Source organism: Streptomyces sp. NPDC058685, assembly GCF_042714725.1.
Taxonomy (GTDB): domain Bacteria; phylum Actinomycetota; class Actinomycetes; order Streptomycetales; family Streptomycetaceae; genus Streptomyces.
Map to the genome: position 1 here is coordinate 16,221 of NZ_JBHXSL010000024.1, position 14,059 is coordinate 30,279.

The 14,059-nt window shown below is 72.1% G+C and carries 12 protein-coding genes and 1 riboswitch; of the genes, 3 read left to right on the forward strand and 9 right to left on the reverse strand.

The window, feature by feature from the left end; all coding sequences use genetic code 11:
- Nucleotides 1-14: 14 nt before the first annotated feature.
- A complete protein-coding gene (locus ACFWU3_RS20300) occupies nucleotides 15-854 on the reverse strand; it encodes a hypothetical protein (protein WP_384439164.1) in 840 nt (279 codons plus the stop codon).
- 482 nt (nucleotides 855-1,336) lie between these two features.
- On the opposite strand from ACFWU3_RS20300, the gene sepH reads away from it, so the two are divergent.
- Nucleotides 1,337-2,374, forward strand: a complete 1,038-nt coding sequence (gene sepH / locus ACFWU3_RS20305; protein ID WP_384439166.1) for a septation protein SepH — start codon at nucleotides 1,337-1,339, stop codon at nucleotides 2,372-2,374.
- Between the two features lie 192 nt (nucleotides 2,375-2,566).
- Here the strand turns inward: sepH and ACFWU3_RS20310 are convergent, their stop codons facing one another.
- Nucleotides 2,567-3,394, reverse strand: a complete 828-nt coding sequence (locus ACFWU3_RS20310) for a sulfurtransferase (protein WP_384439169.1) — start codon at nucleotides 3,392-3,394, stop codon at nucleotides 2,567-2,569.
- 227 nt (nucleotides 3,395-3,621) lie between these two features.
- On the opposite strand from ACFWU3_RS20310, the gene ACFWU3_RS20315 reads away from it, so the two are divergent.
- Nucleotides 3,622-4,389, forward strand: a complete 768-nt coding sequence (locus ACFWU3_RS20315) for a VOC family protein (RefSeq protein WP_384439172.1) — start codon at nucleotides 3,622-3,624, stop codon at nucleotides 4,387-4,389.
- Here the strand turns inward: ACFWU3_RS20315 and ACFWU3_RS20320 are convergent.
- The 4 genes from ACFWU3_RS20320 to ACFWU3_RS20335 all read right to left on the reverse strand — a co-directional run bounded on the left by ACFWU3_RS20320 (nucleotide 4,364) and on the right by ACFWU3_RS20335 (nucleotide 9,833).
- Nucleotides 4,364-5,029: a thymidine kinase gene (locus ACFWU3_RS20320; RefSeq protein WP_384439175.1), complete on the reverse strand. Its 666-nt coding sequence runs from the start codon at nucleotides 5,027-5,029 to the stop codon at nucleotides 4,364-4,366. The two genes, ACFWU3_RS20315 and ACFWU3_RS20320, sit on opposite strands and share 26 nt — an antisense overlap.
- A gap of 76 nt (nucleotides 5,030-5,105) precedes the next feature.
- Nucleotides 5,106-6,341, reverse strand: a complete 1,236-nt coding sequence (locus tag ACFWU3_RS20325; protein ID WP_384439178.1) for an alkaline phosphatase family protein — start codon at nucleotides 6,339-6,341, stop codon at nucleotides 5,106-5,108.
- Nucleotides 6,341-6,925, reverse strand: a complete 585-nt coding sequence (locus ACFWU3_RS20330) for a DUF5998 family protein (protein ID WP_384439181.1) — start codon at nucleotides 6,923-6,925, stop codon at nucleotides 6,341-6,343. Before ACFWU3_RS20330 ends, ACFWU3_RS20325 begins: the two co-directional genes overlap by 1 nt.
- Nucleotides 6,926-6,962: 37 nt before the next feature.
- Nucleotides 6,963-9,833, reverse strand: a complete 2,871-nt coding sequence (locus ACFWU3_RS20335; protein WP_384439184.1) for a GNAT family N-acetyltransferase — start codon at nucleotides 9,831-9,833, stop codon at nucleotides 6,963-6,965.
- Nucleotides 9,834-9,996: 163 nt separating this feature from the next.
- Between ACFWU3_RS20335 and ACFWU3_RS20340 the strand changes: the two genes are divergently transcribed.
- Nucleotides 9,997-10,278, forward strand: coding sequence for an HPr family phosphocarrier protein (locus ACFWU3_RS20340; protein WP_313943649.1), 282 nt, complete (start codon nucleotides 9,997-9,999; stop codon nucleotides 10,276-10,278).
- 227 nt (nucleotides 10,279-10,505) lie between these two features.
- On the opposite strand, the gene ACFWU3_RS20345 is transcribed toward ACFWU3_RS20340, so the two are convergent.
- The 3 genes from ACFWU3_RS20345 to ACFWU3_RS20355 all read right to left on the reverse strand — a co-directional run bounded on the left by ACFWU3_RS20345 (nucleotide 10,506) and on the right by ACFWU3_RS20355 (nucleotide 14,058).
- Nucleotides 10,506-11,183, reverse strand: a complete 678-nt coding sequence (locus ACFWU3_RS20345) for a GntR family transcriptional regulator (RefSeq protein ID WP_384439187.1) — start codon at nucleotides 11,181-11,183, stop codon at nucleotides 10,506-10,508.
- Between the two features lie 264 nt (nucleotides 11,184-11,447).
- Nucleotides 11,448-12,239, reverse strand: a complete 792-nt coding sequence (locus ACFWU3_RS20350) for a M23 family metallopeptidase (RefSeq protein WP_384439190.1) — start codon at nucleotides 12,237-12,239, stop codon at nucleotides 11,448-11,450.
- 13 nt (nucleotides 12,240-12,252) lie between these two features.
- Nucleotides 12,253-12,424: riboswitch (cyclic di-AMP (ydaO/yuaA leader) on the reverse strand.
- 266 nt (nucleotides 12,425-12,690) lie between these two features.
- A complete protein-coding gene (locus ACFWU3_RS20355; protein ID WP_384439334.1) occupies nucleotides 12,691-14,058 on the reverse strand; it encodes a M16 family metallopeptidase in 1,368 nt (455 codons plus the stop codon).
- Between the last annotated feature and the right edge of the window lies 1 nt (nucleotide 14,059).

A 14,059-nucleotide genomic window follows, 5' to 3' on the forward strand; every position in this document is an offset into this window, starting at 1 on the left:
GTGCCCGCGTCCGTTCACCGGTCGCCGTCGTCGCCCGCGTCCGCGCCGGCTCCCGCACCGGGATCCGGGGCGGAGCCGGACGGCGTGGGCGTCGGTGTGGGCGTGGGCGTCGGGCTCTGCGTCCCCTCGTCACCGGTGGACGGGGACGAGTCGGGGGTCGTGGGCTCGGTGTCCTCGCCGTCGCCCTGCCGGCCGGTCCCGGAATCCTGTGAACGGCCGTCGCCGGGGCTCGAGTTCGTCTCCCCTTCCGGGGAGCGCCGCTGATCGCGGTCTTCGTCGGGGCTCTGCGACGGGCTGGTAGCCGGCGTGGGGTGTCCGCCGCCCCCGCCCCCGCTGCCACCGCCGCGGACGGCCGAGCCGACGGTCGTGCCGTTGCCGCCGCCCAGTTCGGACCCGGAGGCCACCTCGTACCCGGTGATGCCGAGCATGGCCACCCCGAACACGACGGACGCCGCGACGAGGGGACGCTTCCAGCCGCGGACGCGGGTGCCGTGGGTGCTCGACGCGCCGAACTCCTCGCGGGCCTCGTCCCGGTGGACCTGCCGGAGCATCTGTGTCGCGTCGTCGGCCGGAGGCAGCGGCACCTGACGGCCCTTCGGCTTCGCCTGGACCGTCACATCGCGTATCTGCTCGCCGGTGCGGCGGAAGAAGTGCTGGAACACCGAGCCGCCACAGGTGGCGACGACACTGACGAGGCCCGCCCCGATGATCGTGCCGTAGACGCCGAGTTGGGAGGCGAGCACCGCCGCCGCGATCGCCGCGAGCGCGCTGCCCGCCACTTGCGGGACGCTCAGGTCCAGTCGCTGTCCTCCCTCTTCCGTGCGCTGTGCTCCGGTGTCCGGCTTCTGATGCATCCTCAGTCCCTGCTTGCCCTTCTGTCACGTCTGTACCAATGAAGGACAAACGAGCGAAGTGAATAGTTCCCTTTGGGAAGATTCTGTGAATCACGACACCCGTCACCCATGTCCCCGCCCCGAACTGCCGTACGCAGGCAGAAGTTCGGCGGCGCGGCAGTCCACCCACATGGCCCGAATGGAGTACTGTGGCGAGCCCTGGGCCCGGTGTCCCGTGTGGATGCCAGGACCCCAGGTAGGGGGCCGAATGTGGCGCTCGATCCGGCGGCGCCGCGGTACCGCACGGGAACCTGCACGCAGAGTGACCAACGGTCACACTGAGTGCCGAACAGGTAACCGTGCCATAACGGCGATCCAGGGCCTGTGCCCGACACGCCGGGCAACTCGGCAAGGTTGTGGCAGGCTGCACCCGGGCAGGCCACACTCGACTAGCGGAAGCAGCGACGCACGTGACGTCGGCAGGCACCACCCGGGAGGTCCCCATGCCCGAACTGCGTGTCGTGGCCGTCTCCAACGACGGCACACGACTGGTGCTCAAGGCTGCGGACAGCACGGAATACACGCTTCCGATCGATGAGCGGCTGCGCGCCGCCGTGCGCAACGACCGCGCCCGCCTCGGGCAGATCGAGATCGAGGTGGAGAGCCACCTCCGTCCCCGCGACATCCAGGCACGTATACGCGCAGGTGCCTCCGCCGAAGAGGTCGCGCAGATGGCCGGCATCCCGGTCGACCGCGTACGCCGCTTCGAGGGGCCCGTGCTCGCCGAGCGCGCGTTCATGGCGGAGCGGGCCCGCAAGACTCCCGTGCGACGCCCCGGCGAGAACACCGGACCGCAGCTCGGAGAGGCCGTGCAGGAGCGGCTGACCCTGCGCGGCGCGGAGAAGGACGCCGTGCACTGGGACTCGTGGCGCCGTGACGACGGCACCTGGGAAGTGCTGCTGGTCTACCGGGTGGCGGGCGAACCGCACTCGGCGAGCTGGACGTACGACCCGCCGCGGCGGCTCGTCCAGGCCGTCGACGACGAGGCGCGCGCGCTGATCGGCGAGACGGACGACACGATCGCCTCGCAGGAGCCGAGCTTTCCGTTCGTTCCGCGCATCGCGCGGCTGCCGAGGGACCGGCCGCTGGACCGTGGTACGGAGCGTCCTCCCGAGCCCCCCTCGGCCGAGGACAACAACAACGGCACCAGTGAGCGCGATTCGCTGACGAGTCTGCTGGAGGCGGTGCCGAGCTTCCGCGGCGACATGGTGGTGCCGGAGCGCCCGGCTCCGCCCGAGCCTCCGACGGAGCCGGCACAGGAGCCCGAGGCGGAGGAGCCGGTCGCCCCGGCGGCGTCCGCGGGCGCGGGTTCGGCGTACGCGGATGTGCTGATGCCCCGGTCGGTGGCCGGTCACCGCGACCGTCTGACGGGCACCACGGACCGTCAGGCCGAGGCGGACGGCGTCCGTCCCGGCCGCCGTGCGGCGGTTCCGAGCTGGGACGAGATCGTCTTCGGCACGCGGCGCAAGAAGCAGGAGTAGTAGGCGAAGTGAAGCGAAGGGCCCGGCACCGTGGGTGCCGGGCCCTTCGTCCGTCCCGTCCGGATGCCGGTGGGCCGCCAACCCGACCTCCGGGTCGTTCTCCGCCCACGCGGGCCCAGGGCCCGGTGTTCGGATCAGGCCGGATCCGGACACCGGGCCCTGAGACCTGATCCACACGACAGCGCCTGGTGCCTAGCCCCTGTCCGGGCCCGTCGCCACCGGGCGGTCCGGGTCCTGGGACCACTCCGACCAGGAGCCGGCGTAGAGGGCGGGGTGGAAGCCCGCCAGTTCCAGGGCGATGACCTCCTGTGCGGCGGAGACTCCCGAACCGCAGTAGACGCCGATCTCCGTACCGGGCTCGGCTCCCAGTGCCGCGAAGCGTGCCCCGAGCGCTTGGGGCGGGAGGTAGCGGCCCTGGTCGTCCAGATTCCCGGTCGTCGGCGCCGAGACCGCGCCGGGGATGTGGCCGGCGACCTTGTCGATCGGCTCGACCTCACCCCGGTACCGCTCCCCCGCACGGGCGTCCAGGAGCAGGCCCGAGCGCGCCAGCGCGGCCGCGGTGTCCGCCGTCAGGACACGCAGCGCCCCCGGGGCGGGCATGAAGTCGCCCTCCTCGGGCTCCGGTGCCGCGGTCTCCAGCGGCCCGGTCCACGCGGCGAGGCCGCCGTCCAGGACCCGTACATCCGTGTGGCCGGTCCAGCGCAGCAGCCACCAGGCGCGGGCGGCCGCCCACCCCTGGGCCGCGTCGTACGCGACCACGGGCGTATCGGCCGAGACCCCGGCGCGGCGCATCACCGCTCCGAACACCGAGGGATCGGGCAGCGGATGGCGGCCCGCCGCTCCGGGCGGGGTGGCCAGTTCCGCGTCCATGTCGACGAAGACCGCGCCGGGGATGTGGCCGGCGTCGTAGTCGGGCCGCCCGTGCGGCCCGCCGAGCTGGTAGCGGACGTCGAGGAGCACAGGCGGGCGGGAGCCGGCCAGCTCAGTCGCAAGATCGGCAGCGGAGATGATGGGGTTCATGAGAGCCATCCTCGCGCAGCAACAGGCCCTCCCGTAACGCCGCCGATTCGGATGTGCCGCCTCAAAACGGGCATCCTCCATCGGGAACCCGCCAAATCCGGCGCGGCCGGGGCGCGTCGGACGCTTCGGGGTGCAAGCATCTGCTGGGGCGACCGGCCGTTCCGCACAACGGCTCACAACCTGTCCCCCCGCACGGCCACCACGATGGTCCGAGGAGAGAGAAGACAATGACCGAGGCGACTCGGCACACGCCCGGCACACCCTGCTGGGTCAGCTTGATGGTGCACGGCCTTGAGGCGACTCAGGCTTTCTACGGCGAGCTGTTCGGCTGGGAGTTCTCGCCCGGGCCGCAGCAACTGGGCCCGTACGTCCGCGCCCTGATCGACGGCAACGAGGTCGCGGGCATCGGGCGGCTGCCCGTCGACCGGCACCTGCCGACCGCCTGGACGCCGTATCTGGCGACGGACGACGCGGATGTGACCGCTGAGGCGGTCCGCAGCTGCGGTGGCACGGTGGGCGTCGGCCCGCTCGACGCCGGCGACGCCGGCCGCATGGCGATCGTGACCGACCTGGCGGGCGCCGTGTTCGGTCTGTGGCAACCGGCCGCACACGCGGGCACCGCCCTGCACGGCACACATGGCACGCCGGTGTGGAACGAGCTGCTCACCACGGAGACGCCGTCCGTCACGAAGTTCTACCAAGCCGTCTTCGGCTACGACGCCAAGCCCGACGGCGATCCCGGCGAGGACCGGGTGACGCTCTGTCTGGACGGCCGTCCGGTGGCCGCTCTGCACGGCGTTCCGTCCAGGACCCGCGAGCGCGGCAGCCACTGGATGACCTGGTTCGAGGTCGAGGACCCCGACATGACCGCACGCCAGATCACGAGGCTCGGCGGTCAGGTCCTCGAACCGCCCGCGGACGGGCCCCATGGACGGCTCGCGAGGGTCGCCGACCCGGAGGGCGCGGTGTTCACGATCGTACGGTCACTCCGTTGACGTCCACCGGCAGGACGTCCGGGGACAGTGCCGCCGCACGGGCGCTCGCGGCGGTCATCCGGCGCCGGTGGTGCCGCCGGCACAACACCTCGTAGCCCACCTCGTCGCCCGCGTTGACGTCGCCGACCACGACCTGGGCGCCTTCGACGACCATCACGCCGCCGACCGTACGGGCGTTGTGCGTGGCCCGCGCGCCGCACCAGCACAGCGCCTCGACCTGTAGCACCTCGACCCGGTCGGCGAGTTCCACCAGCCGCTGCGAGCCCGGGAAGAGCTTGGAACGGAAGTCGGTCGTGATGCCGAAGGCGAAGACGTCCAGGTCCAGGTCGTCCACCACCCGGGCGAGCTGGTCGATCTGCTCCGGCGCGAGGAACTGCGCCTCGTCGGCGATCACGTAGTCGCAACGGCCGCCCTGGGAGAGGCTCTCGACCAGGTACCCGTAGAAGTCGAAGCCCTCCGCGGCCTCGACCGCGTCGGTCACCAGGCCGAGCCGGGAGGAGAGCTTGCCCTCTCCCGCACGGTCGTCACGCGTGAAGATCATGCCCTGAAGACCGCGCGTGGACCGGTTGTGCTCGATCTGAAGAGCGAGGGTGCTCTTTCCGCAGTCCATGGTTCCGGAGAAGAACACCAGCTCGGGCATGGGAGGTTGAGGACCTTTCGGGTCTGTGGGCGTCGTACTGGGGTGTTCTGGGGTGAGGTACGGGGCAGCGGGACGGCTACGAGCGTACTTCGATCAGCGGCACGAGCTGTTCGACGGGGGTCATCGAGCCGTGCATCCCGACCATCGCCGACTCGTTCGGCTCGCGGACGGAGGCGGTCACCACGACGTCGTCGCAGGCCGCGGCCACCACATCGCCGATCCGGCCGTGCACGCGGTCGTCGATCACGGGACCGAACCAGCCCGCCTCGATCGCCTCCTCGCGGCCCGCCACCCAGAACTGCTCGCCGAGCACCTCGCGCCAGACGGCGAGGACATCGGCCTCGGCGCCGGGCACCGCGTAGACATGACGGGCACGGCCCTCACCGCCCAGCAGGGCCACTCCGGCGCGCAGTTCCCAGTCCTCGTCGAAGTCGATGCGGGACTGCTCGTCGAAGGGGATGTCGATCATGCCGTGGTCGGCGGTGACGTACAGCGCGGAGCGGGGCGGCAGTTGCTCGGCCAGCCGCTGCACCAGCCGGTCGACGTACATCAGCTGGCCGCGCCAGGCGTCCGAGTCGACACCGAACCGGTGGCCCTTGCCGTCGACCTCGCTGTAGTACGTGTAGACCAGCGAGCGGTCACCGGCGGCCAGTTGCTCGGCGGCGAAGTCCATCCGCTCCTCGGCCCCGAGCCGTCCGTGAAACGTTCCTCCGCTGAGCGCGACCTGGGTGAGCGGGGTCTGCTCGAAGGTGGGTGAGGAGACCTGCGCGGTGTGCACGCCCGCCGCGTCCGCGAGCTGGAAGACGGTGGGGTACGGCTGCCAGACCTTCGGCGGCGTCCACGGCTTCCAGCGCAGCTGGTTCATCAGCGCGCCCGTGTCGGGGTCGCGGACGGTGTAGCCGGTCAGGCCGTGCTCGCCGGGCGGCAGGCCTGTGCCGACGGAGGCCAGCGAGGTCGCGGTGGTGGCGGGGAAGCCGACGGTGATGGGACGTCCCGTGCCGCCGCGCGAGGTGCCGAGCAGCGAGGTGAGGTACGGGGCCTCGTCGGGGTGGTTCCTGATCTGCTCCCAGCCCAGGCCGTCGATCAGGAAGACGCAGTTCCGGTCGGCGGGGGTGAGCTCGGGGATGCTGTGAGTGAGGCCGGGGACGCCCTGGCCGGCGGCGAGCGTCGGCAGCAGGTCGGCGAGGGAGCCGGTGCCGTAGTCGGGCACGGGCGCGGTGTCGACGGCGAGCGGGGACGGGTGGACGTTCCCCCAGCCCACAGGCTCCGGGGTCGGGGTCGAGTCGTCGCGCCAGGCAGCGGGCTGGGCCATCAGCGCGTGGCTGCCGTGGCTTCGGAGAGCGCCTGGGCGAAGGCGAGTGTCTGGCGGACCGTGTCGGGTCCGTCGCCGGCCTCGCTGACCCGCAGGCTCAGATCGTCCGCCGTGGAGCTGCCGGTGTAGCCGTGGTCCGCCTCGCAGTTGGGGTCGCCGCAGGCGGCGGGCTCGAGGTCGAGCCGGGAGACGGCGCCCCAGCCGATGGTGAGGACGACCTCACGGGGCAGGGTGCCCGGGGTGTACGACTCCGGGTTGGCGACGACCCGGCTGACCACGACCGACGAGATCCGGCTGAGCTTGACCGATTCGGTGGAGGTGGTGGCGTACGGCGTCGGGGAGCTGGAGTCGGCGGCCTGCTCGTCGGTGTGGCTCACGATGAAGCGGTTGGCCGTCAGCACGAGGACCGTCACATGGCGGCGCACTTCGTTGGCGTCGAACGTGGTCTCCTGGTGCACCAGGTAGGACGCGATCTGCTCGCCTCCGACGGCGGCCTCCACCGCCTCGGCCACGAGAGCCGGGTAGTAGCCGCTGCGCTCGATCGCCGCGCGCAGCCCCTGGGTCGTCGTACCGGTCTTCGCCATGGGGCCCATCCTACGGGGCCCCGACAGCGGTGAGCGTTCAGTAGCTGGGGAGTCGTCGGGGTCCCAGGTCGGTCTGGGTGGCAGGTGGGGCGAGGCGTACGGACGCGCCGAGGACCGTGAGCCCGTGTTGAGCGACAACGACTGGTTCGAGACTGATCCCGATCACTTCCGGATGGTCGTCGACCAGTCGTGACACGCGGAGGAGCAGTTCCTCCAGGGCAGGGGTGTCGACGGGTGCCGAACCCCGCCAGCCGAACAGCAGCGGAGCGGTGCGGATCGACCGGATCAGCTCTGCCGCGTCGCGATCGGTGGCCGGAACGAGACGGTGCGAGGTGTCACCGAGCAGCTCGGAGGGAGCGCCCGCGAGCCCGAAGGAGAGCACCGCGCCCACGGCGGGATCGAGGGCGGCACGCACCACGGTGTCCACCCCGCGCGGAGCCATCGCCTGCACGACCGGCTGCAGCTCCTCGGGCTTCCCGAGCAGCTCCGTCAACTCGACGTACGCCTGACGCAGTTGCTCCTCGTTGGCCAGGTCCAGCCGTACGCCGCCGAGGTCGGCGCGGTGCCGCAGATGGGGAGCGGTGGTCTTGAGGGCGACGGGATAGCCGAGCCGGGCGGCGGCCCGTACGGCGTCGTCCGGCCCGGGAGCAGGCAGGGTCGGCCGCACATGGATCCCGTACCGGGCGAGCAGATCGTGGGCGTCGGCGGGGGCGAGGGTGATGCCCCGGGCGTCCCCGGGGGCCTGGAGCAGTGCCTCGATCCGGGCACCGGCACCGCTCTCGTCGATGTCGTCGTACTCGGGGACCCGCCCCGGCTCCGCGGCCTGGCGTCGCCACTGGGCGTAGCCGACCGCCTCGGACAGGGCGCGGACGGCACGCTCGGCCGCGGGGTAGGCGGGGATGCGGCTGCCCGCGGGCCGGGCGCCGCCCGCGTCCGGCGCGGCGCCGTCGGCCCCGCTCGCGTCCGCGGGGCCGCGCCTGTCCGGGGTTCCCTCGGGCGGCGGCGCGGCCGGAGACGGCTGTCCGGGAGCGGTGCGCGTGCTGGTCGCCGCCGAGAGGGCGTCCGCGAGGCCGCCGAGTTCGACGTGCACCACCATGACCGGCTTCGCCGGGGCGGTGGCGGCCGCGTCGCGGAGCGCCGCCGCCAGGACCTCGCCGTCGCCCGCCTGGGGGTCGCCGTCCTCCCCCACCCACGGAATGGCCGTCACCACGACCGAGTCGCAGCCCTCGTCCGCCAGGGCCCGCGCCAGCGCCGCGCGGAAGTCCGACGGCGTCGCCGCCGTCGTCAGGTCCAGCGGGGGCAGCGGACGCAGACCGGCCGCGAGACAGGCGTCGTAGGTGAGCAGACCGAGGGACTCGGAATTGCCGAGGATGGCGACCCGTGGGCCCGCGGGCAGGGGCTGGTCGGCGAGGAGGATGCCGGCGTCGACGAGTTCCGTGACGGTGTCGACGCGGATCACACCCGCCTGGCGGAGCAGCGCACCGACCGTCGCGTCCGGTACACGGGTCACCGGCACCGCATGACCGGGCGGCTCGCTGCCGCTGTGCCGCGCGCCCTTGACGACCACGACCGGTTTGACCGCGGCCGTCCGCCGCGCGAGGCGGGAGAACTTGCGCGGATTGCCGATCGTCTCCAGATAGAGCAGGACGACATCGGTGTCCGGGTCCTCGTACCAGTACTGGAGGAAGTCGTTGCCGGACACGTCCGCGCGATTGCCGGACGAGATGAAGGAGGAGAGCCCGGCGCCCCTGCGGTGGAGTCCCGCGAGGAGCGCGATGCCGATCGCACCGGACTGGGTGAACAGCCCGATGCGTCCGGCGGCCGGGGTCTCGGGCGCCAGCGAGGCGTTCAGCCGGACGGCCTGCGAGGTGTTGATGATGCCGAAGGCGTTCGGGCCGATGATCCGCATGCCGTACGACCTGGCCTGGCGCACCAGTTCCCGCTGGAGCAGCCGGCCCTCGGCACCCGACTCGGCGTAGCCAGCGGACAGCACGACCAGGCCCTGCACACCGTGTTCACCGCAGTCGGCGACGGCCTCCGGCACCCGTTCGGCGGGCACGGCGACGATCGCCAGGTCGACCGGCTCCGCCGTCCCTGCCACGATCTCGCCGACCGAGCGGAACGCCGGCACGCCCTCCAGCTCCGTCTGCGACTCGGGGAAGGCCCGGTTCACCGCGTACGCACGGCCGCTGTAGCCCGCCCCCAGAAGATTGCGCAGCACCGTTCGGCCCACACCGCCGGGCGCCCGGCCGGTGCCGATGACCGCGACCGAGCGCGGGGCGAGCAGCCGCTGCACCGAGCGCGCCTCCGCACGCTGCTCGCGGCCGCGCTGCACCGCGAGGGACTCCGCCGTCGGTTCGAGGTCGAGGGTGAGATGGACGGAGCCCTCCTCGAAGCTGCGCTTCTGGGTGTAGCCCGCGTCCCGGAACACCTTGATCATCTTGCCGTTCGCGGGCAGCACCTCGGCGGCGAAGCGGCGGATGCCCCGTTCCCGGGCCACCGCCGCGATGTGTTCGAGCAGGGCGGAGGCCACGCCTCGTCCCTGGTGCGCGTCCTGGACGAGGAACGCGACCTCGGCCTCGTCCGCGGGCGCGCTCGCCGGGCGTCCGGTCGAGTCGATCCGGTCGAAGCGGACGGTCGCGATGAACTCGCCGCCGACCGTGACCGCGAGACCCACCCGGTCCACGTAGTCGTGATGGGTGAACCGGTGGACGTCCTTGGCGGACAGCCGGGGGTAGGGCGCGAAGAAGCGGTAGTACTTCGACTCGTCGGAGACCTGTTCGTAGAAGCTGACCAGGCGGTCCGCGTCCTCGGTGGTGATCGGCCTGATGCGCGCGGTGCCTCCGTCGCGCAGCACCACGTCTGCTTCCCAGTGAGCGGGGTAGGCGTGGTCCGGCTGGGTCTGCATGGCAGAAAGCGTACGGCGCGATCACCGGTCGCGGAGGGTGTTGGGGCGCGGCAGTCTGAGGATGACCCGCAGGCGTCCGCGGTCGGACCCGGGGCCGGTGCCGACCCGCGACCGCACATGAGAGACTGGTCTAGACAACCGCTAAGACTTGAAGGGCAACACCATGGCTGAGCGCCGCGTCAACGTCGGCTGGGCCGAGGGCCTTCACGCCCGCCCCGCTTCCATCTTCGTCCGTGCCGCCACGGCCTCCGGCGTCCCCGTGACGATCGCCAAGGCCGACGGCAACCCGGTCAACGCCGCCTCGATGCTCGCCGTGCTCGGCCTGGGCGCCCAGGGTGGCGAGGAGATCGTGCTGGCCTCCGACGCGGACGGCGCCGACGCCGCCCTGGACCGGCTCGCCAAGCTGGTGGCCGAGGGCCTCGACGAGCTTCCCGAGACCGTCTGACGACCCGACGGTCCGGCGAGGAGCCGTGGCATCCCGAAGACGGGAAGCCGCGGCTCTTTCCTGTTCCCGGGCCGGCTCTTCCGTCTTTCACCGGGCGCTCCTGGCCATCCGGATGAACTCCCGGCTATTCCGGCAGGTTCGCCCGGCCATTCCGGTCCCGCGAAATGAATTCGGGCAGCAGAAAAGAAGCCCTGCGAAAAGCTCCCTCTTTGTATACGGCGTGCCTGTTAATTGCGGGCGCTCGCGGTGTTTACGGGATGTTGCGAAGTCCTCACCGGTTCCGTGATCCGAAGCCGGTGCGCGGACGCCGCCCGCTCGGTGTGCACGGCGGTCAGCGCCCGGGCCCGTTCGGCATCGCCCCGCGCGACGGCATCCACGATCGCGCCGTGCTCGGCCCACGACTCGACGGGCGCGGCCGGCTGCTCCACGACGTACATCCAGGCGATCTTGTGCCGCAGCTGGGTGAGCAGTGCGATCAGGCCCGGGCTGCCGGAGGCCTGGGCGAGCGTCTCGTGGAACCAGCCGCCGAGCGAGCGCAGATCCTCGCCCTGACCACGGCGTGCGCGCTCCTGGCCCAGCCTCACCAGGCCGCGCAGCACCTTGAGATGGGCCTCGGTGCGCCGTTGGGCCGCCCGGGCCGCGCCCAGCGGCTCCAGCAGCATCCGCACCTCCAGCAGGTCGGCCGCCTCCCGCTCGGTCGGCTCCGCCACACACGCGCCCGCGTGACGCCGGGTGGTGACGAAACCCTCGGACTCCAGGGTCCGCAGAGCCTCGCGCACCGGGACGCGCGAGACGCCGTAGCGGCGGGCCAGCTGCTCCTCGGTGAGTCTGCTGCCGCGCCGGAACACACCGGAGACGATGTCGTCGCGGATCGCTGTGCATACCGAGTGCGCGGGAATGCGCATGACCGAACCTCCGCTTTAATCCGCGCGAAACGCAGCCGATTGACGACCGTTCGGTGACTCTATTGCAGCGGTCCACATTTTCCGATGCCCGGCGGGCATTCATGGATATCTTTTGGCCAGTAGCCGGCCTCGCACCACGAGGGCATACCGCGCCCGCATCCATGCCGGCGCACACGAAAGGCCCCGGCGACGGGCCGGGGCCTTGGGTGCTGATCGGACGGTCCGCGGGCTCGGAACGCCAGCGGGCTCAGACGGTCACGTGGCTCAGATGTTGACGCCGTGCGAGCGCAGGTACGAGACCGGGTCGATGTCCGATCCATACTCGGCGCCGCTGCGGGCCTCGAAGTGCAGGTGCGGTCCGGTGGTGTTGCCGGTCGAGCCGGCGAGGCCGATCTGCCGGCCCGGGGTGACGCTCTCGCCGACCGAGACGTTCAGCGACGAGAGGTGGCCGTACTGGGTGTACGAGCCGTCCTTCATCTTGATCACGATGTTGTTGCCGTAGGCGCCGCCCCAGCCGGCCTCCACGACGGTGCCCGCGCCGACCGCGTGCACCGGGGTGCCGGTGGAGGCGTGGAAGTCGATGCCGGTGTGGCTGCCGGAGGACCAGACGGCTCCGCCTGTCTGGTAGCCGGTGGAGACGTACGAGCCGGAGATGGGTGACACGAAGGCGTTCAGACGCTTGCGCTCGGCCTCGCGGGCGGCGCGCTCCCGGGCCTCGCGGGCCTCCTTGGCGCGAGCCTCGGCCTTGCGCTTGGCCTCGGCGGCGGCCTTGGCGCGGGCGACGGCCTCTTCGGCCTCCTGCTCCTGGGCCGCGGCCTGGTCGGCTATCTCCGTGGCGAGCGAGTCGGCGGCGACGGCCGTGCTCAGGCCGGTGCTCTCGAGAGTGACGGTGCCGGACTCGGGAGCGGCGGCTCCGGACTCGGCGGCCAGCGACGGAGAGGCGAGGGTTCCGATGACGCCGGTGGTGGCCAGGGCCGCGACGCCGGCGATGCTCGCGCCTCTGCGCGTCATACGGCTCGGGGCACGGTGCTTCCCGGTGGGACGGGCGAACGCCATGAAGTGGCTGGTCCTTTCCTTCCTTCTCGCCTACCGGGTTAGCTGACGGGTTCGGAGCAGGAAGGTCTCCTACGGGCGCCTCCGCCGCGGCACAGCCGCGAAGGCATCCGATTCACCCCAGGGACTTCGTGTGGGTCCCCGGCTCCCCAGGCTCGCGCCTGACGGGGACTCGGCGATGGCTGTCCGTGCCGCGGATGCGGCGGTACTGGCGAACAGCCGGACCGACGCTAAGCGTGGCAACTTTCAATCACCAAACAGACAGCCCTGTTTGTAGCGCATGCCACAGGGCAGAGCGGAAGCCCCGCAGCAAATCGGGCAAACGACGGAACCCCGGCATCGTGTGATGCCGGGGTTCCCTGGCCGCGTCCACCGCCCCACCGGACCGCGGAGGCCGCTCCACCGGGAGGCAGAGGCTGCTCTGCCTCCCGGTGGAAGCGGCCGACGGCCTCAATCAGCCGGTGACAACCGTCACTTCACCGATACCGAGCGCCTTGACCGGCTCCTCGATCGCGGACGCGTCACCGACGAGCACCGTGACGAGACGGTCCTGGGGGAAGGCGCTGACGGCCGCTGCCGTCGCCTCCACCGTGCCCGTCTCGGCCAGCCGCACGTACAGCTGCGCCTGGTAGTCGTCGGGCAGATGCTGCTCCACCTGGTCGACGAGCGTGCTCGCGACGGACGCCGCCGTCTCGTACTTCAGCGGGGCGACGCCCACCAGGTTCTGCACGGCCACGTCGCGCTCGGCGTCGGTGAGACCCTCGGCCGCCAGCGTGCGCAGCACCTTCCACAGATCGTCCAGCGCCGGGCCGGTGTTGGGCGTGTCCACCGAACCGCTGATGGCGAGCATCGAGGCACCCGTGCCGTCGGGTGCCGAACGCAGGACCTGGCCGAAGGCACGTACGCCGTAGGTGTAGCCCTTCTCCTCGCGCAGCACGCGGTCGAGCCGGGAGGTGAGGGTGCCGCCGAGGCAGTACGCACCGAGCACCTGGGCGGGCCAGACGCGGTCGTGGCGGTCCGGGCCGACGCGGCCGATGAGCAGCTGCGTCTGTACGGCTCCGGGCCGGTCCACGATGATCACGCGGCCGGTGTCGTCGGCGGTGATCGCCGGAACGGGCCGGGACTCCGCGGTGTCGCCCGTCCAGTCGCCGAGGGTCTCGGCGAGCACGGCGTCGAGGTCGACCCCGGTGAGGTCGCCGACGATCACCGCGGTCGCGGTCGCGGGCCGGACGTGGGCGTCGTAGAACGCCCGGACGCCCGCGGCGTCGATCCGGGCCACGGTCTCCTCGGTGCCCTGACGCGGGCGCGACATCCGCAGCGATGCCGGGAAGAGCTGCTTGGACAGCTCCTTGGCGGCGCGACGGGCCGGGTTGGCCATCTCGTGCGGGATCTCGTCCAGCCGGTTGCGCACCAGCCGCTCGACCTCGCTGTCGTCGAAGGCGGGGGCGCGCAGGGCCTCGGCGAGCAGCCCGAGCGCCTTCAGCAGCCGGGAGACCGGCACCTCCAGCGAGACCCGGACGCCGGCGTGGTCGGCGTGCGCGTCGAGGGTGGCCCCGCAGCGCTCCAACTCGGCGGCGAACTCCTCGGCGGAGTGCTTGTCGGTGCCCTCGGACAGGGCGCGCGCCATGATCGTGGCGACGCCGTCGAGACCCTCCGGCTCGGCGTCGAGCGGGGCGTCGAGAGAGATCTCGACGGCCACGACCTGCTGACCGGGCCGGTGGCAGCGCAGCACGGTCAGACCGTTGTCCAGGGTGCCGCGGTCGGGGGCGGGGAAGGCCCACGGCTTGGCGGTACCCGCCTGCGGCTGCGGGTGGAACGTCATG

What these genes read in the sequence shown, in the direction of transcription:
- ACFWU3_RS20300 (WP_384439164.1), bottom strand. Translation starts at nt 854, where the DNA reads ATGCATCAGAAGCCGGACACCGGAGCACAGCGCACGGAAGAGGGAGGA.
- sepH (WP_384439166.1), top strand. Translation starts at nt 1,337, where the DNA reads ATGCCCGAACTGCGTGTCGTGGCCGTCTCCAACGACGGCACACGACTG.
- ACFWU3_RS20310 (WP_384439169.1), bottom strand. Translation starts at nt 3,394, where the DNA reads ATGAACCCCATCATCTCCGCTGCCGATCTTGCGACTGAGCTGGCCGGC.
- ACFWU3_RS20315 (WP_384439172.1), top strand. Translation starts at nt 3,622, where the DNA reads ATGACCGAGGCGACTCGGCACACGCCCGGCACACCCTGCTGGGTCAGC.
- ACFWU3_RS20320 (WP_384439175.1), bottom strand. Translation starts at nt 5,029, where the DNA reads ATGCCCGAGCTGGTGTTCTTCTCCGGAACCATGGACTGCGGAAAGAGC.
- ACFWU3_RS20325 (WP_384439178.1), bottom strand. Translation starts at nt 6,341, where the DNA reads ATGGCCCAGCCCGCTGCCTGGCGCGACGACTCGACCCCGACCCCGGAG.
- ACFWU3_RS20330 (WP_384439181.1), bottom strand. Translation starts at nt 6,925, where the DNA reads ATGGCGAAGACCGGTACGACGACCCAGGGGCTGCGCGCGGCGATCGAG.
- ACFWU3_RS20335 (WP_384439184.1), bottom strand. Translation starts at nt 9,833, where the DNA reads ATGCAGACCCAGCCGGACCACGCCTACCCCGCTCACTGGGAAGCAGAC.
- ACFWU3_RS20340 (WP_313943649.1), top strand. Translation starts at nt 9,997, where the DNA reads ATGGCTGAGCGCCGCGTCAACGTCGGCTGGGCCGAGGGCCTTCACGCC.
- ACFWU3_RS20345 (WP_384439187.1), bottom strand. Translation starts at nt 11,183, where the DNA reads ATGCGCATTCCCGCGCACTCGGTATGCACAGCGATCCGCGACGACATC.
- ACFWU3_RS20350 (WP_384439190.1), bottom strand. Translation starts at nt 12,239, where the DNA reads ATGGCGTTCGCCCGTCCCACCGGGAAGCACCGTGCCCCGAGCCGTATG.
- ACFWU3_RS20355 (WP_384439334.1), bottom strand. Translation starts at nt 14,058, where the DNA reads ATGACGTTCCACCCGCAGCCGCAGGCGGGTACCGCCAAGCCGTGGGCC.